Source organism: Luteolibacter sp. LG18 (assembly GCF_036322585.1).
Lineage (GTDB): Bacteria > Verrucomicrobiota > Verrucomicrobiia > Verrucomicrobiales > Akkermansiaceae > Luteolibacter.
On record NZ_AP024600.1, the window covers coordinates 536137 to 561334 of the forward strand.

Genomic DNA, 25198 nt, shown 5'->3' on the forward strand with positions numbered 1-25198 from the left:
GGGTTCAGCGCAGTTGATGGACGATGTCGCGGAAGACATTTCCGCGGTTTTCATAACCGGAGAACTGGTCGAACGACGACGTCCCCGGGGACAACAGGACCGTCGAACCCCGCGGCGCCAGGCGGCGGGCGGTGTGGACGGCTTCTTCGAGCGTGAAAACGGTTTCGACCGGCACGGCGTCCGCCAGCACCTTGCCCAGCGGCACGGCGATCTGGCCGAAGGTGACGGCGGCGAGGCCCTTGCGTTTCAGCAGCGGCACCACCGGGGCGTAATCGAGCCCCTTCTCCTTGCCGCCGGCGATCAGCACCACCGGGCGGGTCTGGGAGCGCAGCGCGCTTTCCAGCGCGTGCAGGTTGGTGGCCTTGGAATCGTTGAGGTACTCCACGCCATCAAGCGTGCGGATCAGCTCGCAGCGGTGCGGCGGCGGCGCGTAGCCATGCAGGGACTCCCGCATGGTGGCGAAGGGAATCCCCAGCGCGTGGCCAGCGGCGAGCGCGGCCATGGCGTTCTCCGCGTTGTGGAGGCCGCGCAGGCTGGTGTCGTGCTGGAGATCCAGCACCACCTCGCCGCGGTGGCGGACGACGAGACCGTCCGAGAACCAATCAGCGGACTCGTCCTCGGTGGAAAAGCGCTCGGTGCGGGCCACCAGCGCGGGCAAGGTCTCCCCGGCCCGGACCACCGCGGTGTCGGCGGTGGTCTGGTTTTCGAAAATCCGCAGCTTGGCGGCGTAGTAGGCCTCCACCGTCGGATAGCGGTCCATGTGGTCCGGCGCGAAATTCAGCCAGATGGCCACCACCGGATGCAGGGTGCGGATGGTTTCCAACTGGAACGAGCTGAGCTCCAGCGAAACCGCCGCGGGCTGTTCCTTCTGCAGGACCACCTCGGCCAGCGGCACGCCGTAGTTGCCGCAGGGTGTGCCACCGAGACCCGCGCCCGCCAAGATGCGGGCCACCAGCTCGGTGGTGGTGGTCTTGCCATTGGTGCCGGTGATGCCGACGATCCGGCCGGTGAAATAGCGCGCGGCAAACTCGGTTTCCCCGATCACCTCGCCCGCCTGTTCGGAGAACGCGGCGACGTAGGGACCGTAGGTGTCGATCCCCGGGCTCACGACCAGCAGGTCCGAGGTCACGGTGCTGCCGATGCCCGCGGTGGCGTGCGGCACGACACCCGCGCCTTCCGGCATGCCCTTGAAGACTTCCGCTCCCGCCGCGTCATACACGGTCACGGCCGCCCCTTCGCGCAGGGCGAGCGCGGCGGCGGCCCGGCCGCTGTGGCCGGCGCCAAGGACGGCGACATGTTTACCAGAAAGCGTCATGCGATTTTCAAAAGGGCGAGACCGAAGAGGGCGAGCATGATGGAGAGCAGCCAGAACCGGATGATCACCTGGTTCTCGTGCCAGCCGAGCAACTCGAAGTGGTGGTGGATGGGCGACATCTTGAAGATGCGCTTCTTCCGCAGCTTGAAGCTGCCGACCTGCAGGATCACCGAAAGCGCCTCCATCACGAACACGCCGCCGATGATGACGAGCAGCAGTTCCTGCTTGGTGCAGATTGCCGCCGTGGCGAGCGCGCCGCCGATGCCGAGCGAACCGGTGTCGCCCATGAAGACCTTCGCCGGATGGCAATTGAACCACAGGAACCCGAAGCCCGCGCCCACCAAGGCCATCAGGAACACCGCCAGTTCACCGACGTAGCGGTTGTGCGGGATCACCAGGTAATCGGTGGCCATGTAAAAATGCCCGGCCAAGTAGGCCAGCAGCGAGTAGGCGAGCGCGGTGGTGATCGTGCAACCGGTGGCCAAGCCATCGAGGCCATCGGTGAGGTTCACCGCGTTCGAGGTGCCGATGATGATCGCTACGAAGAACGGGATCGCCAGCCAGCCGAGATTGATCAGCGGGGCTTTCCACAGTGGGAAGCAAATCGCGCCGATGCCGATCGGCTCCTTGCCGAGCCGGAACCCGGCGACGCCCAGCGCGCGCTCGGCCTCGGTGGCACCGAAGCCGGAGATCTCCTTCTTGTAGTAAATGAAGCAGGCTGCCACCACCGCGATCACCAGTTGCCAGAACAGCTTGGTGCGGGCGCTGACGCCGTCCGACTTCTTTTCCTTCACCTTCTTGAAGTCATCACAGAAGCCCAACAGGCCACAGGCCCCCATGGTGCAGGCGCAGACCGCCACGAAGGGATTGAACACGCGCGCGCAGACCAGCGTCGAAACCAACACCACGCCGAGAATCAGGACGCCGCCCATGGTGGGCGTGCCGATCTTGCCACCATGCAGCTCCGCGAGCTTGTGGACCTCGGCGGCGGTGCGGATCGGCTGACCGACCTTCAACGAGATCAGCTTGCGGATCACCCGCGGCCCGATCAGCAGGCTGAGGATGAAGGACAGCAAGCAAGCCACCGCGGCACGGAAGGTGATGTAGCCGAGGAGGTTGAAAAACGAGTAGGTGTGGGCCCATCCCTCGGGATGGCGCGGGTTGGCGAGGATTTCCGCCTCATAGGCGGCTTTCCAGAAATCGTAGATCGCGGTGAGCATCAGGGACGGGGAAAGGCGGAGTTCATGACACGCTCGATGGCGGCGGAGCGGCTGCCCTTGAAGAGGACGACGTCCCCGGCATGGCAACCGGACGAGAGCCAGCCGGCGGCGGATTCGACATCGGGGAAATGGCGGCCGTTCTCGGCGGCCCCGGCGATTTCCTCGGCTCCATCGCCCACGGCGACCACGGTGATGCCGCGGCGGGCGGCGAGCTCACCAGTGCGGCGGTGGGCGGCGGGGGCGTGCTCGCCCTGCTCGGCCATCCGGCCCAGCACGGCGATGCGGCGGGAACCGGCGGCCACCGGCACATCGGCCAGGGTTTCCAAGGCGGCGGCCATGGATTCCGGGTTCGCGTTGTAGGTGTCGTCGAAAAGGGTGATGCCGTTCCACTCGATGCGGCGCAGGCGACCGCCGGTGAGGACGGTGGCGGAAAGACCGGCGGCGATTTCCTCCGGAGAAAGGCCCAGCTTCCAGGCGGCACCTGCGGCAAGCAGGGCGTTCGTGACCATGTGGCGGCCCGCCACCGGCAGCAGGACATCGGCTGGAGCCTCGCCCTCGATCACCAGCGTGAACCGCGAGAATCCGTCGCCGATTTCCAAGTTCTCCGCGCGCACCAGGCCGCGGCCATTGCCGACCGGCACCACGTGCGCCTTCGTGCGCTGGCGGAAGTATTCGTAGAAATCGCAGCCCGCGGGCAGAAACAGCGTGCCATCGGACGGCAGCGCGCGCGCGAGCATCCCCTTCTCTTCCGCGATGCCCTCGCGGGAGCCGAGATACTCGATGTGGGCGGTGCCGACATTGGTGATGATGCCGAACTTCGGACGCGCGATCTCGCACAGCGGCGCGATCTCGCCGCTGTGGTTCATGCCCATTTCCCACACCGCCGCGCCCGTGTCCTCGTCCGTGCCCAGCACGGTCAGCGGCACGCCGATGTGGTTGTTGAGGTTGCCCTTGGTCGCGCTGACCTTGAACCGGCGGGACAGCACCGAGGCCATGAAGTCCTTGGTGCTGGTCTTGCCGTTCGAACCGGTGATGCCGATCACCGGGATATCGAGCTGGCCGCGCCACCAGAACGCCAGGCGCTGCAGGGCGGCCAGCGTGTCCGGCACGACCACCACACCCGCGTTCTCCGGGGCTTCGCCTTCCCAGCCGACCACCACCAGCGCGGTGGCACCGGAATTCAGCGCCACCTCGGTGAAGCGGTGGCCGTCGAAATTCTCGCCGCGCAGGGCGAAGAACGCCGAGCCCGCGGGCAGCGTCCGGGTGTCCGTGGAAACCCCGGCGGACACACGCGCCTCCCCGGATCCCGCGGCGACCGTGGTGCCGAGGATTTCCGCGAGTTCGTGGACGGTGATGGTTCTCACGGGCGTTCCTCGGTTTCGCTGCGTTCGCGCAGCGCCTTCCAAGCGTGTTTGCGGTCGTCGAAGTCGATGGTCCGGTCGGCGAACTGCTGGTAGGTCTCGTGGCCCTTGCCGGCGATGAGGACGATGTCCCCCGCACGGGCGGCCTTCACCACCGAGGAGATGGCCTCCTCGCGGTCGGCGATGACCTTGTAATTCGCGCTGCCAATGCCTTTTTCGATTTCCTGAATGATCGCCATCGGATCCTCGCTGCGCGGATTGTCCGAGGTGATGATGCAGATGTCGCTGTTCTGGGCGGCGGCGGCCCCCATCAGCGGGCGCTTGGTGCGGTCGCGATCACCCCCGCAGCCGAAGACGGTGATCAGGCGGCGCGGGTTCAGCTCGCGCAAGGTGCGGCAGGCGTTTTCGAGGGCGTCCGGCGTGTGCGCGTAATCCACGAACACGGTGGCGCCACCCGCCTGGCCAATGTTTTCCATGCGGCCCGGGACCTGAGGGGCCTCGGCGATGGCGGCGACGGATTCGCGCGGGCGGATGCCACAGGCGCTGGCCGCGGCGATCGCGCCAAGGAGGTTGTAAACGTTGAAGCGGCCGATGAGCGGCGCGCGGACCAGGAACGATTTACCCTTCGCGGTGAGCTCGAACTCCATACCGCGAGCGCTCTGCTTCAGGTTGTTCGCGCGGAAATCGGTGTGGACGCCGAAACCGAAGCGGTAGACCGGCAGCTTGCCTTCCAGCGACTCGGCGATCTCCAAACCGTGGGCGTCGTCGACGTTGATCACGGCCACCGGCTTCTTGCCGAGCGGATTGTCCGCCAGCTTGTCGAACCACGACTTCTTCGCCTCGAAGTAGCGCTCCATCGTGCCGTGGTAGTCGAGATGGTCCTGCGTGAGATTCGTGAAAATCGCGGCGTCGAAGCCGAGCGAGGCGATCCGCTGCTGATCGATCCCGTGCGAGGACACCTCCATCGAGACACCGCGGCAACCGTGGTCCCGCATGCGGCCGAGCAGGCCCTGGAGCTCCAGCGAACCCGGGGTGGTGGAGGTGGCGGGCACCGCCTTTTCGCCATCGTCCACGGTCACCGTGCCGAGCAAACCGGCTCGGTGCCAAGTGGTCTTCATCAGGTGATGAACCAGGAAGGCGGTGGTGGTCTTGCCATTGGTGCCGGTCACCCCGGCGATGGCCATGTCCTTCCAAGCGTCGCCATTGAAGGCGCTGGCGAATACCGCGAGCACGTAGCGGCTGTCCGGCACATGCAGCCAGGTGACGGCGGTGGAGAAATTCCGCGGCTGGGCGGTTTCCGCCACGATCACGGTCGATCCGGCCTCGATCGCCTTGTCGATGTAGTCATGCCCGTCGGCGGCTTCCCCGCGGACGGCGACAAAGAGAACTCCGGGCCCGGCCTGGCGGGAGTCATCGGTGACGGAGGTGAGTTCCTGATCGAGGGATCCGGCGACCGTCGAGCGGGTGAGTTTGGCAGCAAGGTCGCGGAGGATCATCGGTTGGCAGTCCGGGAAGACGGGGTTTCGACGGGTTCGGTCGGTTGCAAATTCATGGCGTTGGCGATCCGGGCCGCCATTTTGCCAAACACCGGGGCGGCGATGGTGCCGCCGTAGAGGGTCACCTTGGTCGTACGCGGATCGTCGATCACGACCACCGCCACGAACTTGGGATCCTCGGCGGGAAGCATGCCCGCGAAGGACACCGTGTAGTGCCCCTCGAGGTACCCCCGCCCGTTCGGATTGTGCATTTTGGCCGTGCCGGTTTTGCCGGCGACATGGTGGCCCGGGACGGCAGCGAGGGGTGCGGTGCCCTGTTTATCAACCACTTTTTGAAGCGCGGCGCGCATTTTCCGGGCAACCTCGGGTTTCAGCACCTGGGAGACGGTTTCCGGATCGAAACGCTCGACCACGCTGCCGTCGTTGGCGATCAGCCCCTTGACGATGTGGGGCTTCAGCAGCCTGCCATCGTTGGCGATCGCGCAGTAGGCCGTCGCCACCTGCAAGGGCGTGACGTTCAAGGCGTAACCGTAGGACGCACGGGAGAAATCGACCGGATTCCCGGAATTCTTCGCCCGGCCGGAGCTTTCGCCCGCGAGCAGCACCCCGGTCTTCTTGCCGAAGCCGAATTGGTTCACGTAGCGGTAGAAACGGTCGTTGCCGAGCTGGCGGGCCAGCTTGTAGGCACCGATGTTGCTGGATTTCTGGAGGATACCCTCGACCGTCAGCATGCCGTAGCTGCCGTGGTCCGGCACCTTGATCGGGCCTTCCTGATAGAGGCCGTTGTGGCAGAAAATCGAGGTCTGCGGGGTGACCAGTCCCTCGTTCAAGGCCGCTGCGGAGGCCACGATCTTGAAGGTCGAACCGGGCTCGTAGACCGCCTGCATGGCGAAGTTGAACCCGTTCGTGGAGATGTTCTCACGGCGGTTCAGGTCGAAATTCGGGCGGCTGACCATGGCGAGGATGCCACCGGTCTTCGGGTCCATCACGACGACGGCCGCGCGCTTCGACTGATATTCGATCATCGCCGCGTCCAGCTCCTCCTCCACGATCGTCTGGATGCCCATGTCGAGCGTGAGCTGGACATTGAGCCCCGCCTTCGGCGGACACAGGCTGCCCGCATCGCCGGGCATCGGCAGCCCGCGGTTGTTGCTCTTGTATTGGCGCCAGCCGTCGCGGCCGCAGAGATACTCCTCCATCGAGGCCTCGATGCCGGCTTTTCCAACGGTGCGGTACAGGACATCCCCGTCCTCGTCGGTCTCCTCTTTCTCGCCGGTGTAGCCGGTGACGTGCGTGGCGAGGGTCGGCGAGGTGTACCAGCGCTTCAGCGAGTTCACCAGCTTGATGCCGCGCACGCCGCTGTCCTCGAGGGCATCGCGCAGCGGCTCGGCGAGATCACCGGGCAGGTCCTTCGCGATCGGGAAAGTCCCCTTGCCGCCGGTCGAGCGCTTCTCCTCGATCTTGGCGCGCAGCTCCTCCCGGCGCATCCCGAGCGGGCGCGCCAGCACGCCGATGGCGTAGGCGAGGTGTTTCTCGACGATCGCGTCCTCCGTTTCACTGGAAAGGATCTTGCCGCGGATCTGGCTGAGCACCTTGTCCCGGTCCCGGCCATCGAGCGCGCTCCAGTCCGGGCGGGCGTGGGCCTCGGCGTAGGCCAGGCCGTAAGCCGCGATCTTCGGATCGGTGAGGTGCATCAGGTCCACGACCACCGAGGACATCGGCAGGCTCTTCGCCAGCACCTCCTCGTTGCAATCGACGATCATGCCCCGCATCGCGGGCAGTTTCTCCGAGCGCTGGTAGGTCCTGTTCGAGCTCCGGGCGTACCGCTGCCGATCCACGAGCTGGATCTGGATCAGGCGGGCCGAGAGGCCGCTCATCCCGGTCACGAGGACCGCGCAGACGACCAATGACCGGCTCTGGAACGTGCGGAGCATGCTAGGGAACGGCGGAAACCACCGCACGCGGCTGGGCGGGACGCACGTCCTCCACCACCCCGCGCCCGATCGGCTTCAGGGAAGAATGCTGGTGCGCGAGTTCCTCGCGGACCGTGTAGCGGTTGAGCAGCTCACCCACCCGCATCTGCGTGGTGAGAATCTCGAGCTCGTGCTCCTTCGTCTCCACCTCGATGCGGTGCACCTCCCGGCGGGCCTCGACCTGCCGGTTCATGTAGTAGGCATGCGTCACGCCACCGAACGCCGCGACCACCGCCCCGGCGATGACCGAAAGGTAGGTGGTGAAGTGGCTGCGCGGGATATCTGTGCGACGGCGGTTCATGTTGGGGCTAGAAGCTCGGCGACCCGCAGTTTCGCACTGCGGGCCCGAGGGTTCTGGGAGATTTCCTTCGTGGTGGGTGCCACGGCTTTCCGCACCAGGAGGCGGAATTGGTAGTCCGGATTCGGCCGTGGATCGGGCCAGCCGGGTTCGTCCAGCCAAGCGGTGGAGCGGTAGCGCAGGAAGCGCTTCACCATCCGGTCCTCCAGGCTGTGGAAAGTGATGATCAGGAGCCGCCCGCCGGGCTTCAGCACGCGGGTGGAGGCTTCGAGCGCCTTGGCAAGGGATTCGAGTTCCTCGTTCACCGCCATCCGGATCGCCTGGAAGGCGCGGGTGGCGGGGTGGGTCTTGCCGTGGCGGCCGATGGCCTTTTCGATGCAGGTGGCGAGAGCGGTGGTGGTGTCGAACGGGCGGCGGGCGCGGTGCTCGACGATGGCGGCGGCGATGCGGCGGGCCTTCGGCTCCTCGCCGTATTCAAAGAGGAGCTTGGAAATCTCCGCCTCCGGCCAGGTGTTCACGATCTCCGCCGCGGTGCGCGGGCTGGACGGCCCCATGCGCATGTCGAGCGGGCCTTCCCGCATGAAAGAGAACCCGCGCCCTGCGGCGTCGAGTTGATGCGAAGATACCCCGAGGTCCAAGAGCAGGCCATCGGCCTGTTCCCCCCCTCGGACCTCGGGGGTCTCTTCAAAATCGGCGAAATTGCCTTCCCAGGTGGAAAACCGGTCACCGTATTGCGCCAGCCGCTTGCGGGCGTAGGCCAGCGCCTCCGGATCGCGGTCGATCCCGAGCACGCGGGCTCCCGTGGCGAGCAGCGCGCCGCTGTGGCCGCCACCGCCGAGGGTGCCATCGATGATGAACTTGCCCGGGCCGGCTGCCATCCACTCGTTCACCTCGTCCGGCAGGACCGAAAGGTGGTAGTGCGGCAGCTCGCCACCGGCGGCTTGTTCCGGAGCTTCCATGTGGAAAGAAGGGGTCGCCCGCGCCGACAACCAGCCAGAAGCGGCACGGACGACCTTGTTGAGGAGCGAAAGAGGGGCTGTCCCGAGAACCCTCTCACGCCCAGCCAGGAAAGTGTCCGACCGCCGTTCCGGAAACCAGCCAGGAACCGGAACGACAGTCGGCATTTGAGTGGCGGAAAGAAGCGCTGTCCCGAGTGCTTCTGCCCGCCCAGCCAGGAAAATCCGGGACGCCCGCGCCGACAACCAGCCAGAAGCGGAGCGGACGGCCCATTTGAACGGCGAAAGAGGTACTGTCCCGAGAAACCTCCTCCGCCCAGCCAGGAAAATTTCCGGTCCCCGCTCCGCCAACCAGCCAGGAGTGGAGCGGACGACCGGTGCAAGGGATGCCGGAGCCGCTGTCCCGAGCGTGCTCCGCAATCCCGCCATGGAAATCAGTCCCAACCCCGGCGCCTGGGCGTCGGAGACCGGAGTCGCCGCAGGGTGCGTCGCTCCAAGTGCCGAAGTTGGTGGGGTGAACAGCATGTCTGCCGTTGGGTGTGGGTGAGTGTCTGTGAAATCAAAGGACTCCGAGTTCGTCCTCGTCGTCCTGGTTCATCTCGATCTCGAGCACGCGGTCGTGGTTCGCCTTGCTCCAGATCTCGAAATGTTTTCCGCGTCCGGCCAGGACCACTTCGGCTTCCGCCTCGATCCCGGCTTTCTCGCTCAAATCCTTTGGAACGAGCAGCTTTCCCTGGTCGTTCAGCGATGCCTCGCGGCAAAGCATGTACAGGCTGTCCAGCGTCGCCCGCTTTTTGGCGGGAGTCAGGTCGCTGGCCTCCACGACCGCCACCCGCTCGTCAAAGGACTCCTGCGTCAGGACCTTGATGACCGGCATGCCGTGCGTTTTGGAAAACAGCAGCCGAAGCACCTCACCAGGAGCTGGGCGCCAACCGGGCTGAATGGAGACCCGGAACTTGGGGTCCATCTTGTATGGCGAGAAGCCAAAGTAGCGCTGACCGGTGGTGCTCAACTCGGGGGAGAGGTTCGCTTCAGTGCCCCGAAGTACACCAGAGAACACCGAAAGGGTCAACGAGAAACTAGACCTCTCTTAATAAAATTTTAATCCATTCATTATCAATGAATTGAATCGTAAAAATTGATCTTTAAAACACTCGATTCAAGGGGTTTTTATTTCAAAAAAGCCCCTTGAGGCCGATTTTAAGGCTTAAAAATCCCAAAAAGAACCCCATTTTGGGCTTCTGGTGTACCTCGACCCGGAAAAGTGGACCCCGGTGTACGTGAGCGCCTCAATCGCGCTGGTACACCCGCACGTAGTCCACCGTCATCCGCTGCGGGAACACGGTGGCCGAGTCCGGCGGGCCCGGCCACGCCCCGCCCACGGCCACATTCAGCACCAGGTGGAACGGCTGGTCGAAGGGCGCGGGAAACGCGCCGCCAGTGCTGCTCCACTTCGTCTGGGTCTGATAGAGCGCGCCATCCACGTACCAGCGGAACACGCCCTTTTCCCATTCCAGCGCGAAGACGTGGAAATCATCGGCGAAGGCGCCCTTGGCCAAGCTGAACTGCTCTCCGGTGTGGACGTTCTTCGGCCACGAGGCCCCGTGATGGAGGGTGCCGTGGACCTTCGCCGGCTCGTGGCCGACGAGTTCCATGATGTCGATCTCGCCGCTGGCCGCCCAGCCGCCGTAGGCCTCCTTCTCCGGCAGCATCCAGATCGCGGGCCAGATCCCCTTCCCCGTCGGCAGCTTCGCCCGGACCTCGAACTTCCCGTAGGTCCAGCTCGCGTGGCGCTTGGTGCGGACGCGGCCGGAACTGTAGTCCTTCTCCACCCCCGCGGACGCGAAACGCTCCTTCCGCGCCTCCAGCACCAGGCAGCCGTTTTCCAAGCGCACGTTCTCGCTACGATCCACGTAGTACTGGAGCTCGCCGTTGCCACCGCCGTGGCCGTTCTCCTCCACGGACCATTTGGTGAAATCGAGTTCGTTGCCCTCGAACTCATCGGACCACACCAGCTTCCAGCCCGCGGGCTCGGCGGCGTGGAGGGTTCCCATCCAACAAGCCGCGGCGAATCCAATTCGGGAGATCATGTCTGACACGCTCTCCAACCGGAGGGCGGGCCGTCAATCCGCATCGACGGAGCCCTTGCCTCCGGGCCCACTTTCCCCGAAAACGCCTGCATGACCGCCGCCGACCTCGCCCGCTCCGCCGCCACCGACAGCCGCCCGCCGGAAGGCATCGACGACACCGCGCGCTCGCTGTGGCTCGCCAAGGCCGGGAAATGGCACGAGGCCCACGACCTGTGCCAGACCCTCTCCGACGAACGCGCGGGCGCGTGGATCCACGCCTGGCTGCACCGCGAGGAAGGCGACTTCGGCAACGCCGCCTACTGGTACGCCCGCGCCGGGAAACCCGCCCCGGCCAACCGCGCCGACCTCGCCGCGGAGTGGCAGCAGATCGCCACCGCCCTGCTCGGCTGATCGAAGCCCGGAAACCGAAATGCCGCCCCGGTTTCCCGGGACGGCGTGGTTTCTGGGTTATGCAATGAAGAATCGGTCAGAGCTCTTTGTAGCCGCTCACGGCTTGGAAGGCGCGGTCGGAGCCGCGGCAGGAGACGGAGCGGTCAGGTTGGGCTTCTTCCACGGGGGAATGTCCTGATAGAGGCGGATCACCGGCTGGCGGCTGTTCGGATCCATCGAGGTGATCACCCAGTCCCGTTTGCGGTCGACCGCCTTCCACGATTGGTTCGCCACGGCCACCCACGCCTCCTTCACGAAGAAGTCCACGCGGGCGTTGTACATGTTCCATTCGTCCACGGCTTTCACCTGGGGATAGAGCTGGGCTCCCTCCGGTTTGATCGGCGGAAGATCGGCGCCCGCGAGGTTCAGGCGGATGGGAAACGGCGACAGGTTGATCACCCGGGTGCCCCCCATCGGAAACGAATCCCCGCTGTCATCGAAGCAGAGGGCACGGTACGTCATCGGGTCTCCGGCCGGGGCCGGCAACAGGACGATGGCCTGGCGGGCCACCTTCAGCAGCGGGGCTTCCGCCACCACCCTCCGCACCGGTTTTCCAGCGGGGCCATCCTCCTCGGTGAAGAAGAAGGCCTTGTCTCCCGGAAAGGTGGTGTCGATCAGGTCCGAGAAATCGTTGGTATACAGCGGCACCTCGGTTTTGCCCTCCTTGCCTCCCGCCAGCGGGACATACACCTTGGTCATACCCTTGTTGTGGTCGAAGCAAAGGACACGGAAGGAGACGTTGGTGCCCGGGTTCTGGGCGGCGGCGATGAAGGGAAACAAGGCGCAGGCCCAGGCAAGCAACAGCCGGGGCATCGGTACACGGAAAGGCATGATCTTGATAAAGCGGGTTTGAATGAATTGAGCTGCCGGATGGCTTCTTGTCGACTTCCGATCAGACTTCATCAGGTGACAGCCAGCGGAAGCTGATGACCTCGAAACGGCGCCCGAACTTCTGGTTGAGGAGCCCCGAGGATGCGAAGGCCGTCGTGGAAGGCACGGAGGAATCCACGAAGTCGGGGGTGCGCTGCACCACCGCCTCGCACCACGCGCGGCTGACGATCTCCTTGCCGGTGGAGTCCCGGACTTCCCCGTAGGAGCGGATCCGGAAGGTGTCCGACCTCACGGTGATGCGGGAACCGATCGCCGAGAGCACGTCGCCCTGGCTGACCTGCCCCGGGCCGCCGGCGGCGCTGTTGCCGATACCGGCCTCCACGGAAGCATAGCCGTTCAGACCGACCGAGCTGGTGGTGAGTTCGATGCCGTCGGAACTGGAGTTCATGGCGTTGATCGTGGTCTTGTCGATCGCCGCCTGCACGGCCCCCTTGACCGCGGTATCGTCGGCACCGGGGTTGCGGTTGACGAAATCGGCGAGGGAAAGGAACGGACCGCGCTTGCGGACCTCCGCCACGATCTGGGTGGCCAGCGAGCGGATCTCGTCATCCCGCAAGGAGCGGTAACCCTGCCAGCTCAACTGGTGGGATCCCAGCGGGGCACGGTCGATGTTCTTCTCCGAGGGACGGCGCACCCGCGGCATCACCGAGGTGGCATCCATGCCCGAATCCATTCCGGCACTCGTTTCCATCGAGGCCTTGCGGAGGCCGGCGAGCACCGCCACCCAAGCATCCACCGAGGTCGAGTTCACGTTGAAGCCACCATCCAGCGCCAGATAAGCGGCATCCTTCAGGTAACCATCCACGGCGCTGAGGCTGACCGGAACGGTGGTCAAGCCCGGGTTGAAGAGCCCGACCCGCTGGTTCGGCAGCCGGACCTTGCCCGCGAAGAAGTCAGTCATCAGGGTCTTGGCCGTCTTGGTGCTGCCCGAGTACATGGGGCCCATCTGGTCGGCGATGGTGGAGAGGAAGCACGAATCCCACAACGCCTCGTTGGCGAGCCAGGTATGGTCGATCATCGGGGTGCCATCCGTCCAGCCGCGGGTGATGCCGGCGGTGCCGATCGAAGGATGGGCTCTCGATTCACCGACCGTGTAGGTGACGCGGGGCATGAAGCCGGAGCCCGCCAGGTTCGCGTGGCGGAACTGGGCCAGAGACTGGAGCGGAGCGATCGGAATCTCGTAGAAGGTGGCACGGGGAGTCCCGTTCCGGGCACCGTTGCCACCGAAGAAGTAGGCTTCCTCGTTGGTGCGGTTTTCCTCGATCGCCGCATTGCCGTTCCGGATCGGCATCATCACGATCTCCAGCGGCACGGCTCCGATCGGGTCCTTGTTGGCGTTGAGATCGATGTCGGCCACGTTCGCCAGCGGGCTGCTGTCGGCGATGGTGCGGCTCGGCACGAACGATTCCATCGTGGTCTTGGCCGCGATGCTGAAGATCAGGAAGGGCTTCGGGTTGACGTAAGCGCTCACCGCAGTGGTTCCCGCCTCATAGAGGTCGGCACCCTTGATGGGCTTGTCCGCGGGCAGCTTCGGATAGGTCTCCGGGAAGGTGCGGGCAGACGGGAAGCGCAGCGAGGTGCCCGATTGGACGAGCTTGGTGAGCTGGGGAATGTCCCCGTACTTGAGCAGCATCGCACCACACTGCAGGTTGCCGGTCCCTTTCACCAACGAGACGTCGACAGCGAAGGACTTCGTGGAAGTGTTCGGAGCCGTGGGGCCGAACTCGACGCTGAGGCTGTCGGACGGGGCAACTCCGATCAACCCCTCGCTCCAAAGGCGCAGGGCTCCCAAGGTTGCCTCACTGGCAGTATCGCGCTGCGCCTTGGGTGCCAGCCAGTCGACGTCGAATCCCGCGCCCGAGGTCGGGGGGGCCATGAGCTTCGGCCCCATGTTGAAATCCTGGGTGAATTTATTCCGCCAATCGAAAAGGTTGTTGCCGTCCGCGGTGCCGCCTGCCTGCTCGTCATTCCATGTCCAAGAGGAAGGCACCCGCGGAGTGCCGAAGATTTTGGTCTGACCCGGCTCCAGCATCATCGATCCGCCGCCGCTGACGGTTTTCATCAGGGTGAAACTGAAGGTTTTGCTGGCAGACGTGGAGTTCTCGGTGGAAGTGAACATCTGACAAAACGGGACCAAACTCTTGGTCACCGGACTGCCATTGACCCAAAATCTCATGCCTATCGGCAAATCTTTGAACGTAACCTTCAACCCCTCGAACGAAACGGGAACATTGTAAGGATTGTGAAGCGTCACCACTGGCAAATACTGCATGTGGAGGAGCTTGTTGCCTGCTGCACGAGCATTGTCTCGACCGCTGCCCTTACCGCCGCCGTGGATGTCCCGGGTGATCAGCGAGAAGATGATGTCCGCGCGCACGAGGGTCGGCACCAGAACCGGATCCTGTGGAAGCACCGGCGTGACCGCCGTAGCACCGGCGGCCGCCTTCAAATTGTAGCTGGTCGGCACGTCCGCCGCCACGCCCATCCCGGAGAGATCGGATGCCCCCGTTTTGACGTTGGTGAGCTTCTTGTAGAGATTGTGGTAACCGTAGAGCAGCGACCAGTAAGGGTCCGAGGAGTACTGGTTGCTCGTGACATTGGAGCTCTTGTAGAGCGGCGTGGTGCCGAAGGGGTTGGTGGTCTGGCTGAACGCCAGGCTGAGGTCCTTCTTGAAGCCACCGTTGACCGGGTCGGTGAACAGCGAGCGCGAATACACCGTGAGGTCCGGGCTGAATGGAGTCATCGCCTCCTTCGGAACGGTCGTGAGCAATTGCAGGCTCTTCGTCGTCGCCCATTTCACGGACTCGCTTTCCGTGGGCGAGGTCATCTTGTCGAGGCCCTCGATCGCCGCGATCCCGTCGGTGGGAGGGGCTCCGGCCCGCAGGATGTTGTCAGCCACGACGGAGGTGCCGGCTTTCGAGAAGCTGTTCACCTTCGATTTGACGCTTTCGTCCAAGACAGCCCATGCGTAGGAGGCCTTCGTCGTTCCGATGTTCACCGGAGTCGACATCACGGAAATCCGCTGGTCGTCCTTCTTCAACTGCTGGCGCTGTCCCAGGGAACCGTCTCCCAGCAACTGAACCGAATTGTTGGTGCCAGCCTTCACGAGGGGTGGAGCCTTCATCACGGAGGCGGGAAGACCATCCGGCGAAGACAGCAGCCACTCCTTGAACCGCTTGTCCCGCTCCGCGCGGGTGCGCGAGGTGGGAGTCAACACGGTGGTGGTGTCCCACGAACTCCAGACCCCGGTCACACCACTGGGATTGGTCGCGGCGACGATCGATGCCGGAGCGGTGATCGCCTTGTCGGTACCTGCCGTTTTTTGAAGTTCGCCGATCGCCAGCATGAGGGCCAAACGCGCATTCGCACGGGCTTGTTGGCGGGCTTCCGTGCGAGTCGAACTTCGCAGGCTGATCGCGGACATGCTCAACAGACCCAACGCGAGGCCCGCGAGCAACACCATGACCGTTAATGTGATTACAAGCGCGAAGCCGCGTTTGCGAACCGACCGTTTGGGTTGTGACGGAGTTCTCATACCAATTTTCTGAAAATCAAAGCGCAATGAACAAGTACAGGGTAATGCACCTCCAACCTATTCGCCCCGCCGAGCCCCATCGTCAATACATTTGATATTCACCCACTCAAACGGATTGGGTGCCTCACCGTGAATTCCAGTCCACTTGCGGCGGGAGCAAAATGCATCTCACTCATTTCCAAAACTTTTCCAGGAAACTTTGTTTCCCTTTAGGACTCCCCTCCCACCCAAAATAAAAAGAGCGGTTTTTGAATTCTCCATGCCACAACGCTCCCCACCCAACATGGCTATTTTTGCATTCAATAACGCATGCAACAAAAAAGCCGCGTGGAGAACCACGCGGCTCTGGAAAACGGAATCTCTGCCTAGGGAGCCGGCGCTTCCTTTTGGCGACGGAGGACGACCGCTTGCAAGAACCCCGAGCGAGTGCCGTTGGTGCCGGTGAAGTAGCCGGAATCACTCTTGAGAATGATCATCTGGGCCTGCTCGTCGTCTCCCACGCGCAGGATGTTGTTCTCCTGCATCTTCCACTGCCCTTGGTCTTGGTATGCGAGCTCGTAGATCACCTGGTGGTTGTTCGGCGCGGTCACCATCGATTCCCGGCCCTTCAACTCCTTGGGAGGCGCGCCATTGCAGCGCAGGGCGACAGGAACCGGGCTGTAGTTGTGAATGCGCAGCTTGCCGGGAGGCAGTTTCGACGGATCGTCGTCAATCACCACCGCGCGGAAGGTGTGGTCTTGGGCCGGAGCCAGCAGGATCGTCACGCGTTTCGAATCCGCTGGCAACTGGGCCAGGGCGACCAGATCCGGCTTCTCCTTCCGCAATGCGAGCAGTTCGGGCGGGATCGCATCCTTGATCACCGCCTCCTTGCTGTCCGCGGGAACCGTCTGCACCCCCGCCCGCTGGTAGATCTCCAGGACGTTCGATCCGGAGTAGGCGATGTCCTTGGAATACTGGAAGGCGAGCGCGGTGACTTCGTCGTTCTTGCTGCCAGCCTTGATCGAGAGGCCGGGGATGTCATTTCCCCAGGCGACGAGATCGATCTTGAGGGAGACGGTGTTGTTCTGGGCAGAAGCGCGGGAGGCGAGAAGGAATAGCGCCGCCATCATGGTGGCGCGGAAGAGGGATTCAGATTTCATCGGATTTGAGCCAGCGGAAGGAGACGACGGAGAATTGGCGGCCGAACGAGCGGTTCACGGCGGTAAGGGACGGGCCACGGTCGGAAGGGGCATTCGCTCCGTCCACGTAGGATGGCAGGCGCTGGACGATCGCCTCGCACCACGCGCGGGCGGTGGTCGTGCCGGACTGGGCATCCACGGCTTCGCCGTAGGCACGGATCCGGAAGGTGTCCGAGCGGGCGGAGATAGAGGATCCAATCACCTGCAGGACATCCGCCTGGGTCACCCAGCCGGGAATGCCGGTAGAGCGGAAACCCTGTTCGCCCTTCAGGGCTGGATCGGTGAGCAGACCACGGTCCGCAACGATGCTGGCCACGGTGCCGGGATTCAAATCCTGGGAGCTGGTGGACCAATCGTAGGCCGTATTGGGCAACCCGGTCGGCCTGCCGCCCGCCATGTCGGCCCGCGGGGCAGGGCCTTCCGCCTGGAGCGCCAGAGCATCCGTCGACACGGTGCCGACGCCCGAACCGGTCGTGCGGATGTCGCTGAACGCGGAAGCGGATCCGTCCGGCTTGATGTTCGCGCCGCCTTCATCGAGGGCCCGCTGGAGCGCGCCGCTGCGGCCCATGACGTTTTTGTCCGAGGCGATCCCGCCGCTCAGATCAACCAGCGCTCGGTTCACGAACTGGGACACGGAGACGAACGGACCACGCAGGCGCACCTGTTTGACGATCTCCTCTGCGATCGTGTCGATCTGTGCGTCGGTGAGACGGCGGAACCCGGAATAGGAGTCATCGCCCGAACCGGTGGGCGGTGTGACACCCGCGGTGATCTGCTCGAGGCTGCGCGGATAAAGGGCATCCGTGGAACCGCCGCCAGCCGCATGGTTCCGGAACTTGCTGCCCGCAAGCAATGCCTTCCACGCCGCTTTCTCGGTGCAGTTGATGTTGAAGGATCCGCTCACCAGCAGATGTCCGGCGGAGCGGAGGCCGGTGAGGAGTTCCGGCGATTGATCGCTCCCGGCGACCTTCACCAGCGTCTTGTTCAAGGGCTCAGTGCCGCCGGTGCGGGGGATGGTCGAGAAGTAATAGCCATCCCACAGCGCCGTGTTCAGCAGGTAGGAGAGGTCGTAGTAGTTCTGCGTGGTGGTGGAGGTGCTGGTATATCCGTTCGGCACGATCACGTAATCGGTCCGCGACTGGACGGTGGCGGAGCGCTTCACGAATGGCGTGGCGTAGGAATTCCCCACCGCGTTGCCGGGCTGGTGGCCGACGGAGACAAACAGGTCATCCGCGGTCAGGTCCGCGTGCTGGAACTGGGAGAGCGACACGAGCGTCTGCTGCGGGCTGAACAGCACCGTCTTCCGGGACTTGAACGGCGAGCCACCCCATCCGATCGGAGTCACCGCGAGGTTTCGCGCGAAGGCGGTTCCAGCATCGCCACCGGGTGGAGACCAAGGCAGCATGCTCTTTGCATCCGTGCTTTCCATGAAATACGGAGGGGGATTGTAGGAGGTGATCGGCTTGCGGAAACGGGTGGCCTGGACATTGAAGTCGGCGAAGGTCCGCAGGGTGGATCCGCGCAGGCCCAGGTAGTTCGAAGGCAAGAGCGGCAGCACCGATTCGTAATCCGCGCCTGGCTGGCTGAGCTGGAAGCTGTACTGCATCAGCGGGAACGCCTTGGTCATCGCGCTGGTGCCGCCCGGCGCGCGGGTGGCGTCGATCGTACGCTGGTAGGCACTGAAATTGGCGTTATCCAACTCGAAGCGCTCGAGCCGCCGCAGCACCTCCGTGGTGGAACCCGCGGGCCGCAATTCGACGCAGAGCGGCGAGGTGATCGTGCTCTCCCGCACATCCAGGCGGACCCCCGGACCGTTCGAGCTGCCATGCTCGAGTTGGATGGAGTTTTCGAAATTCAAGGGATCACTCGTTTCGAAGGGCCCCATGCCGACGGTGAACGTGCCGGTGCCGGTGGCGCGTGGGGCCGGGGCGGTCATGGTGTAGGCCTTGGCCTCTCCTGGAGCCAATTCACCCGCAGGGATCTGGAACAACGCCCCATTGAACACGGCGGAGTGCCCGGAATTCATCGGGAGGAACGCGGGCTGGCCGGCGGCCTCCCAAATGCAGCTCGGGTGGTAGCTGGTGGAGTAGCCGGCGGGCATCTCGCACTTCAGCTCCACATCCAGCTTGGTGTTCCATTTCAGAGGGAACGGATAGGGATTGGCCAAGGCGATCGCGATCTTGCCGCAGGGGTAGATCTTGAAGTTCGGGGCGGTGATGGGCACCAGCTTCGCACCCATCAGTATCCGCAGGTCGCTGATCACGGGCGCAACGGCGTAGTCAGTGTCTCTGGCGGCGGCCTTACACGCGATGCCGCTGCTGGACGACGCGTAGGCGTCCTTGAAGTCTTTCAGCCGGTCCCACTTCGGCCCCTTGATCGAGGGCGCAATGGACTGGGGAATGATGTTCCGGTTCGCCACCGGGGAATTGGTGACGTTCGCCTCGGCCGCGGAAGGCAGGGAACCGGCGAGGTAGGCGGTGAGATCGAGTTTCAGGCCGCCGCCCACCGTGTTGGAAAGCACGCCGAAGCTGTCACTGGTGGCCGCATGGAACACCTGACCCAACGGTCCGCCCGCGATATTGTTCAGAGTGGGTGCCAGGAGCTCACCCTGGGTGACGGTCACCAGCTTGGTGAGGGACATGTCCGCCCCGCCCGCGGGAACCGGATAGCCGGTCAAGCCCGCGACCTCCCAACCGCGCCGCATCGAACTGAGATTGGCATACGAGGCCACCGCGCTGGCCGCATCTCCCGCTGGCTGGTTGATCCGGACTTTGACACCCTCGTCCCCCACCCACCAGCCGTAACGGCCGTTCGGTTGCGAGATTCCCTTCCCGTCGGTGCTGATCGGCACCAGCGGCGCGCTGACGAAATGGGGCAGGTTGGCGGCATTCGCCTGGCCGACGGTGGCCGCGCCCACCAGTACGACCGCTTTCCGGGCATCGGAAACCGCGCCGCTGCCTCCAACCGCCGCCACGGCGGAGGCCGGAGTGACCATCGAGGCGGGATTAGCGGCCTCGTTGCCACTGACCAGCCACTGCACGAACGAGGGCGACGGGGTCTTGGTGTAGATCTCGACCTCCGGGTTGGTGGTGTTGCTGTTCTTCCAAACGCCGGTCCAGTAACGGGTCCCCTGCTGCACGGAGCTCAATCCCTTGGCTTGGCCGGTCACCGAGGTGTTGTTCTGCGGGCTGGCACCAACTCCGAGGGAGGAACCGTTGGCGGCCCCGGCGATGTCCGCGGTGGCGGTCACCCGCTGATCCGGGCCGACCTGCTTCTGGAGCTCCGCCAGCGCCAGCATCATCGCCAGACGCGCATTCTGGCGGGCGGTGGCCATCGCGGTGGTGGCTCCGCTCTGACGCAGCGTGATGGAGGAAAGCGATAGCAGACCGAGCGCGAGCGTGGCCAGCAGCACCATGATCAGGAGCACGACGATCAGAGCAAATCCACCCGATTTCCCCGATTGAAGCCGCTTGGATTTACTTGGATTTGAACCAAGTCCTTTCTCCACTTTCAGCCACCGAACAACAAATGAACCACTCATAACCACACAAATCCACATAAACGCAGATTAGGTCAATCATTTAGTGGCCAAAGTATTTACATGGATTCTGCAGAGGCTGGACAATCCTTGAAATGCCAAGGATTCACTTGGGTTTTGTCGGCATTACTCCCGACGCAAAAAACGCCACCCTGAAGACCCAGGGTGGCGTTTTTTTCGAGAATCCTTTCCGGGCAAGCCGGAGGAAGAAATCAATGCTCGCGGCAGAACTGCTCGAAGCGGGTCAGACCCTCGTTGAGCACGTCCAGCGTGGTGCAGTAGCTGAGGCGGATGCCATCGTCGTAGCCGAAGGCGATGCCCGGCACGGCGGCGACCTTGTAGCGGGACAGCAGCTTGTCGCAGAGGTTCTGGGACTTCAGGCCGAGGTTGCCGGTGTAGACGAAGAAGTAGAAGGCACCCTTCGGCTCGATCACGCGGATGTTGTTGATCGCCTTGAGGCGGTTGAACATGAACTGGCGGCTCACGTCGTATTCGCCGCGGAGGTCTTCGATGAAGGTCTGGTCGCCGGTGAGGGCCGCCACCGCCGCGTACTGGGCGAAGGAGGTGACGTTGGAAACCGTGTGGTTCTGGATCTTGTCGATCGCGTCGGCGAAGTGCTTCGGCGCGGCGGTGTAGCCGAGGCGCCAGCCGGTCATCGAATAAGCCTTGGAGAAGCCGTTGACGGTGATCGTGAGGTTGTAGAGCTCGTCGCTGAGGGAGGCGATGGAGACGTGCTTGGCCTCGCCGTAGACGAGCTTTTCGTAGATCTCGTCGGACAGAATGACGATGTCCTCGCCGAGGGCGATGTCACCGATGTCGCGGAGTTCCTGCTCGGTGTAAACGGCACCGGTCGGGTTGGAGGGCGAGTTCAGGATCACCATCTTGGTGGCCGGGGTCATCGCGTCCTCGAACTGCTCGGCGGTCATCTTCCAGCCGGTCGATTCCTTGGTCTCGACGAGCACCGGGATACCACCGGCGAGGCGGACCATCTCCGGGTAGGACACCCAGTAGGGGGTCGGGATGATGACTTCGTCACCTTCCTCGACGACGGCGAGGATGGCGAGGTAGCAGGCCATCTTGGCGCCGGCGGTGACGCAGATCTGGTTCGGGGCGTAGGTCAGGCCGTTGTCCTTGAGCAACTTGTCGGACAGCGCCTGGCGCAGTTCCGGGATGCCGGCGGAGGCGGTATACTTGGTCTTGCCGCTCTGAAGGGCCGCGATGGCGGCTTCCTTGATGAAATCCGGAGTGTCGGAGTGGGGCTCGCCACCGGCGAGGCCGTAGACTTCCTCGCCCTTGGCCTGCATGGCCTTGGCCTGATTCGTGACGGCCAGGGTGAGCGACGGTAGAACCTGTGCGATGCGGGATGAAATGCTGTCCATGGAAGCGCGCGGATGAAGGTTGACCGTCCTCCGGGGCGGTCAACGGCGTTGGACAGCCCGGAAGGCGGGGCGCTGTTTTCACCGCTGGCCCCCGGGGGTGGCAAGTGAAATGGGACCCTGCGGGTAGATTCCAGAATCAAGAGTCCAGAATCCAGAGAAGATAGGGAAGATGGCCGGGCCACCAAAACTGGGCCGTCAGGGGCGTGAAGTGGATATCGCCCGCCTGACTCGATGAAATCCGCGAACTGAAGTCCGCGGTCCAATTGGAAGAGACGTTCCCGATCCAGATTTCTTCTCTGGGTTCTGGGTTCTGGGTTCTGGGTTCTGGAGTCTCGCCGCAGGCGCCCGTGACTATTCTTTCACCAAGTCCTCCATCCGGCCGCCGCGGGCGGTGACCCACTTGCCCTTCCGGATGACCTGAGTGAAACCGAGGCCATTGGCGGCGGCGGCGGTGAAGACATCCCACGCCTGGGAGGCGAGGATGCCGGAGACGATCAGGTCGCCGCCGGGAGCGACCGATTTCGCGATCACCGGCCAGGCCTGGATGAGCACGGTGGAGAAAATGTTGGCGAGGACCACGTCGTAGCCCTTCTTGCGGGGCTTCCACTTGAGGATGTCCTGCTCCTTCACGTCCACGCCGTCGACGCCATTTCGCTCCAGGTTCTCGATGGCGACCTTCACGGCGAAGGGGTCGAAGTCACAGGCGTAGGCCTCGCCGGAGCCCAGCTTGCGGGCGGCGATGGCGAGCAGGCCGGTGCCGGTACCGAGGTCGGCCACGGTCCAATCGGCGCCCTTGCGCTCGCGGGCGATGTCCACCAGCAGGCGCAGGCAGGTGGAGGTGGTGGCGTGATCGCCGGTGCCGAAGGCCATTTCCGGCGGGATCGAGATGATTTCGCGGCCGGCGTGCTCCTTGCGGATCTTCGCCAGCTCCTTTGGCTTGCTCTCACCGGTCACGAGGAAGACGTCGCGGACCTTGATCGGGCGTGGCAGCGGGACTTCCTTCTTGTGCCAGTCGCTGGCCAGCGGGCGGACCGAGCCGCCCCATTGCTCGACGATGGCGTCGGCCTCCTTGCGCGTATTGCAATAGACCTGCACGCGCACGGACTTGCCGCCCTTGATGATCTCAATGGCGAGGTTGGGATTGCCGGCGAAGCGTTCTTCCCAAGCATCCATCCACTGCGCGGCGGAGAGTTTCGACCAAACGAACATGCGGGCACGTTGCACGGCGGGCGCGTGTTTGGGAAGCAGGAGCTTGGCGTTTCGATGGGAGACAACCCCTTGAAACGCAAAAACCTCCCGAGAGGGAGGTTGGAGCGGGCGATGAGATTCGAACTCACGACATCCACCTTGGCAAGGTGGCGCTCTACCACTGAGCTACGCCCGCGACGCTGAATTGCGTGCGCGCTTTCTACGCATCCGCGGCCCGCGCGCAAGAGAAAACCGTAAAGTTTTTTGCCATCGGGAGAAAGAGCATTGGCAGCCAGTGGTTTGACGAATGGCATGATCCCGGACGCGGTCCGCACTTGGGACTTGGAACTTGTCGCCACTGCCTCCAAAAACCGCCGCGTGTCCGACAAGCTCGCCCAGATCATCGCCACCAAGCACCAGGAAGTCGAAGCGCTGATTCCCCGCGCCGCCCATTTGCGCGCCGCCGCGCTCCAGCGGAACGACTTCGGCGGTTTCCGCGCCGCCCTCGACCGCGGCCCGGGCAAGCTGGGTGTGATCGCGGAGGTGAAGAAGGCGTCGCCCTCGGTGGGTCTGATCGATCCGTCCTTCGACCCGGTGCGCCAGGCGAAGCGCTATCTGGATGGCGGCGCGTCCTGCCTCTCCATCCTCACCGATGAGAAGTATTTCCAGGGCTCGCTGAGCTACCTGACGCAGATCTCGCGTTTCTCGACCGCTCCCCTGCTCCGCAAGGATTTCACGATCCATCCGCTGCAGATCCACGAAGCGGTGGTGTCCGGCGCGGACGCGATCCTGCTCATCGTGGCGGCGCTGGATGACGACCTTCTCCGCAAGCTCTACGACGAGGCCAAGGCTTTCCAGCTCGACGTGCTGGTGGAAGTCCACGACCTGCCGGAAATGGAGCGCGCGCTGGAACTCGGCGCGGACCTGATCGGCATCAACAACCGGAACCTGAAGACCTTCGAAATCGACCTGGCGACCACCGAGGCGCTGGCCGACGAAGTGCCGGACGAGGTGCTGCTGGTGTCCGAAAGCGGGATCAAGACGCTCAGCGACGCCCAGCGGGCGCTGGATGCGGGCGCGAACGCGGTGCTGATCGGCGAGAGCCTGATGCGCGCGCACAATCCGTCCGAGGAGATCGAGGCGTATCTGGCGCTGGAGGCGAGCTGAGCGCCTCCTCCGTCCAATAGGCGGGGCAGAACCCCTACCGTGAAACCGTCCTATCTCGGGCAAAACTTCCAAGAGACCTTGGCGGGCATCCGCGGGCACCTGCATGCCATCGGGGCGGACGTCGCGGTGCCTGTCAGAGCCAGCGGAGTCCTGCGGGCCGAACTTCGCAGGTCCTCCCGAATCGCCGTATTTGAAGGGCTGCCCAGTCAAAGACGGCACGATGCCCTGCTTGCAGAAAGCGAGCGGGTGGATGTGTTCCAGGTCTCCGGTTTCCCTTTCTACCAAGCGGAACTCGAAGCCGACCCCACTTCCCCGATCGTCAAAACACTCGCCAATTCGGAGAACCTCGGGGAGTTCAGCGGCGAGAAACGTTGTGGAGGATTCCATCCCGATTACACCATCTGTTGGGAAAGCCCCTACGGCCCCTTCCAAGCCCTCCTCTGCTTCGGATGCCATGAGGTTCTCTTTGCTGGTGGTGGCAGCCACCTGCGATACGACCTAGCCCCCTGGTCCGTGCATTGCTTGAAAGAAGAGCTCGCAAAACTTTTGCCAAAGCGGGCAAATGCATAAGCCTGCCTCCGGAGTATCTCACAATGATCGCGCTCGACAGTCCGCGTTGGTCCGCTCTCGAACACGCCTACGGTGAAGCAGGCGATATTCCAAGCCTGCTACGAGAGCTGGACTCGTTCCCAACGCGCATCAACCATCAATGTGAACCTTGGCACACCCTGTGGAGCTCCCTTTGCCACCAGGGAGACGTTTTCTCCGCCTCGTTCGCGGCGGTTCCTCATATTCTGCGCGCCGCTGCCTCCGCCCCGGACCGCATCGGCATGGATTACCTGCTGCTCCCGGCCGCCATCGAGATCGCCCGGCTTGCGCACGGAGGGGAAATCCCAGCCGGAAAGGATATTTGCGACAGCTACCAGTCTGCTTGGAAACAAGTGCCGGATTTGATCTCCCGATGCCTCCATCGGAAATGGGACGACGATTTCTGCCGCGTCGCCACTGCCGCCCTATGTATCGCCATGGGCCATGCAGAGGTTGGCAGCGCCGTGTTGGAACTGGATCCCGACGTTCTTGAAGATTTTTTCCCTTGGCTGGAAAACCGATGATCTCGATTGCCGAAGTCACAGTTGCGTCATTGATAGTCTAGCAACTTGCCCCAACTTGGATTCCATGCTTCC

At 63.8% G+C, this 25198-nt stretch carries 19 protein-coding genes and 1 tRNA gene; 4 read left to right on the forward strand and 16 right to left on the reverse strand.

Features of this window, described 5'->3' with window-relative positions; genetic code table 11:
• Positions 1 to 4 precede the first annotated feature (4 nt).
• From murD to llg_RS02210, 9 genes are all read right to left on the reverse strand, one after another.
• On the reverse strand, positions 5 to 1315 hold the full coding sequence (gene murD / locus llg_RS02170) for a UDP-N-acetylmuramoyl-L-alanine--D-glutamate ligase (RefSeq protein WP_338287886.1): 1311 nt from the start codon (positions 1313 to 1315) through the stop codon (positions 5 to 7).
• Positions 1312 to 2535 carry a phospho-N-acetylmuramoyl-pentapeptide-transferase gene (mraY, locus tag llg_RS02175; protein WP_338287887.1) on the reverse strand — a complete coding sequence of 408 codons (1224 nt, stop codon included), beginning with the start codon at positions 2533 to 2535 and terminating at the stop codon, positions 1312 to 1314. Before mraY ends, murD begins: the two co-directional genes overlap by 4 nt.
• Positions 2535 to 3899, reverse strand: a complete 1365-nt coding sequence (gene murF / locus llg_RS02180) for a UDP-N-acetylmuramoyl-tripeptide--D-alanyl-D-alanine ligase (RefSeq protein ID WP_338287888.1) — start codon at positions 3897 to 3899, stop codon at positions 2535 to 2537. The genes mraY and murF overlap by 1 nt, the downstream gene beginning before the upstream one ends.
• A complete protein-coding gene (locus tag llg_RS02185; RefSeq protein ID WP_338287889.1) occupies positions 3896 to 5392 on the reverse strand; it encodes a UDP-N-acetylmuramoyl-L-alanyl-D-glutamate--2,6-diaminopimelate ligase in 1497 nt (498 codons plus the stop codon). Before llg_RS02185 ends, murF begins: the two co-directional genes overlap by 4 nt.
• The gene (locus llg_RS02190) at positions 5389 to 7326 is read right to left on the reverse strand and encodes a penicillin-binding protein 2 (RefSeq protein ID WP_338287890.1); all 1938 of its coding nucleotides are present in this window, start codon (positions 7324 to 7326) and stop codon (positions 5389 to 5391) included. The genes llg_RS02185 and llg_RS02190 overlap by 4 nt, the downstream gene beginning before the upstream one ends.
• Before the next feature lies 1 nt (position 7327).
• On the reverse strand, positions 7328 to 7666 hold the full coding sequence (locus llg_RS02195) for a hypothetical protein (protein WP_338287891.1): 339 nt from the start codon (positions 7664 to 7666) through the stop codon (positions 7328 to 7330).
• Positions 7663 to 8622, reverse strand: a complete 960-nt coding sequence (rsmH, locus tag llg_RS02200; RefSeq protein WP_338287892.1) for a 16S rRNA (cytosine(1402)-N(4))-methyltransferase RsmH — start codon at positions 8620 to 8622, stop codon at positions 7663 to 7665. The genes llg_RS02195 and rsmH overlap by 4 nt, the downstream gene beginning before the upstream one ends.
• 556 nt (positions 8623 to 9178) lie before the next feature.
• A complete protein-coding gene (locus llg_RS02205; RefSeq protein WP_338287893.1) occupies positions 9179 to 9631 on the reverse strand; it encodes a division/cell wall cluster transcriptional repressor MraZ in 453 nt (150 codons plus the stop codon).
• 277 nt (positions 9632 to 9908) lie between these two features.
• Entirely contained in the window at positions 9909 to 10673 is a 765-nt protein-coding gene (locus tag llg_RS02210) for a glycoside hydrolase family 16 protein (protein WP_338287894.1), read from the reverse strand.
• Between the two features lie 126 nt (positions 10674 to 10799).
• Between llg_RS02210 and llg_RS02215 the strand changes: the two genes are divergently transcribed.
• Positions 10800 to 11099, forward strand: a complete 300-nt coding sequence (locus llg_RS02215) for a hypothetical protein (RefSeq protein WP_338287895.1) — start codon at positions 10800 to 10802, stop codon at positions 11097 to 11099.
• A gap of 96 nt (positions 11100 to 11195) precedes the next feature.
• Here the strand turns inward: llg_RS02215 and llg_RS02220 are convergent, their stop codons facing one another.
• The 7 genes from llg_RS02220 to llg_RS02250 form a co-directional block, all read right to left on the reverse strand.
• Positions 11196 to 11969 (reverse strand): hypothetical protein, encoded by a 774-nt coding sequence (locus llg_RS02220; protein WP_338287896.1) that lies wholly within the window; start codon positions 11967 to 11969, stop codon positions 11196 to 11198.
• A gap of 61 nt (positions 11970 to 12030) precedes the next feature.
• The gene (locus tag llg_RS02225) at positions 12031 to 15492 is read right to left on the reverse strand and encodes a hypothetical protein (protein ID WP_338287898.1); all 3462 of its coding nucleotides are present in this window, start codon (positions 15490 to 15492) and stop codon (positions 12031 to 12033) included.
• Positions 15493 to 15929: 437 nt separating this feature from the next.
• On the reverse strand, positions 15930 to 16703 hold the full coding sequence (locus tag llg_RS02230; protein WP_338287900.1) for a hypothetical protein: 774 nt from the start codon (positions 16701 to 16703) through the stop codon (positions 15930 to 15932).
• Positions 16693 to 20169 (reverse strand): hypothetical protein, encoded by a 3477-nt coding sequence (locus llg_RS02235; protein ID WP_338287901.1) that lies wholly within the window; start codon positions 20167 to 20169, stop codon positions 16693 to 16695. The genes llg_RS02230 and llg_RS02235 overlap by 11 nt, the downstream gene beginning before the upstream one ends.
• A gap of 323 nt (positions 20170 to 20492) precedes the next feature.
• Complete coding sequence (locus llg_RS02240) at positions 20493 to 21659, reverse strand: pyridoxal phosphate-dependent aminotransferase (protein WP_338287902.1); 1167 nt, start codon at positions 21657 to 21659, stop codon at positions 20493 to 20495.
• Between the two features lie 351 nt (positions 21660 to 22010).
• Positions 22011 to 22883 (reverse strand): 50S ribosomal protein L11 methyltransferase, encoded by an 873-nt coding sequence (locus tag llg_RS02245; protein WP_338287903.1) that lies wholly within the window; start codon positions 22881 to 22883, stop codon positions 22011 to 22013.
• 85 nt (positions 22884 to 22968) lie between these two features.
• A tRNA-Gly gene (locus llg_RS02250) sits at positions 22969 to 23043 on the reverse strand.
• A gap of 182 nt (positions 23044 to 23225) precedes the next feature.
• Here llg_RS02250 and trpC point away from each other — a divergent pair.
• From trpC to llg_RS02265, 3 genes are read left to right on the forward strand one after another with little or no spacing between them, the layout of a single operon-like run.
• Positions 23226 to 24014 (forward strand): indole-3-glycerol phosphate synthase TrpC, encoded by a 789-nt coding sequence (gene trpC, locus llg_RS02255; protein ID WP_345789214.1) that lies wholly within the window; start codon positions 23226 to 23228, stop codon positions 24012 to 24014.
• Positions 24015 to 24053: 39 nt separating this feature from the next.
• Positions 24054 to 24584: a hypothetical protein gene (locus llg_RS02260; protein ID WP_338287905.1), complete on the forward strand. Its 531-nt coding sequence runs from the start codon at positions 24054 to 24056 to the stop codon at positions 24582 to 24584.
• 23 nt (positions 24585 to 24607) lie between these two features.
• Positions 24608 to 25126, forward strand: a complete 519-nt coding sequence (locus llg_RS02265) for a hypothetical protein (RefSeq protein ID WP_338287906.1) — start codon at positions 24608 to 24610, stop codon at positions 25124 to 25126.
• Positions 25127 to 25198 lie beyond the last annotated feature (72 nt).

Coding starts and splice junctions, on each gene's coding strand:
- murD (WP_338287886.1), bottom strand. CDS start 1,315: ATGACGCTTTCTGGTAAACATGTCGCCGTCCTTGGCGCCGGCCACAGC.
- mraY (WP_338287887.1), bottom strand. CDS start 2,535: ATGCTCACCGCGATCTACGATTTCTGGAAAGCCGCCTATGAGGCGGAA.
- llg_RS02185 (WP_338287889.1), bottom strand. CDS start 5,392: ATGATCCTCCGCGACCTTGCTGCCAAACTCACCCGCTCGACGGTCGCC.
- llg_RS02190 (WP_338287890.1), bottom strand. CDS start 7,326: ATGCTCCGCACGTTCCAGAGCCGGTCATTGGTCGTCTGCGCGGTCCTC.
- llg_RS02195 (WP_338287891.1), bottom strand. CDS start 7,666: ATGAACCGCCGTCGCACAGATATCCCGCGCAGCCACTTCACCACCTAC.
- rsmH (WP_338287892.1), bottom strand. CDS start 8,622: ATGGAAGCTCCGGAACAAGCCGCCGGTGGCGAGCTGCCGCACTACCAC.
- llg_RS02210 (WP_338287894.1), bottom strand. CDS start 10,673: ATGGGAACCCTCCACGCCGCCGAGCCCGCGGGCTGGAAGCTGGTGTGG.
- llg_RS02215 (WP_338287895.1), top strand. CDS start 10,800: ATGACCGCCGCCGACCTCGCCCGCTCCGCCGCCACCGACAGCCGCCCG.
- llg_RS02220 (WP_338287896.1), bottom strand. CDS start 11,969: ATGCCTTTCCGTGTACCGATGCCCCGGCTGTTGCTTGCCTGGGCCTGC.
- llg_RS02225 (WP_338287898.1), bottom strand. CDS start 15,492: ATGGTGTTGCTCGCGGGCCTCGCGTTGGGTCTGTTGAGCATGTCCGCG.
- llg_RS02230 (WP_338287900.1), bottom strand. CDS start 16,703: ATGAAATCTGAATCCCTCTTCCGCGCCACCATGATGGCGGCGCTATTC.
- llg_RS02240 (WP_338287902.1), bottom strand. CDS start 21,659: ATGGACAGCATTTCATCCCGCATCGCACAGGTTCTACCGTCGCTCACC.
- llg_RS02265 (WP_338287906.1), top strand. CDS start 24,608: ATGATCGCGCTCGACAGTCCGCGTTGGTCCGCTCTCGAACACGCCTAC.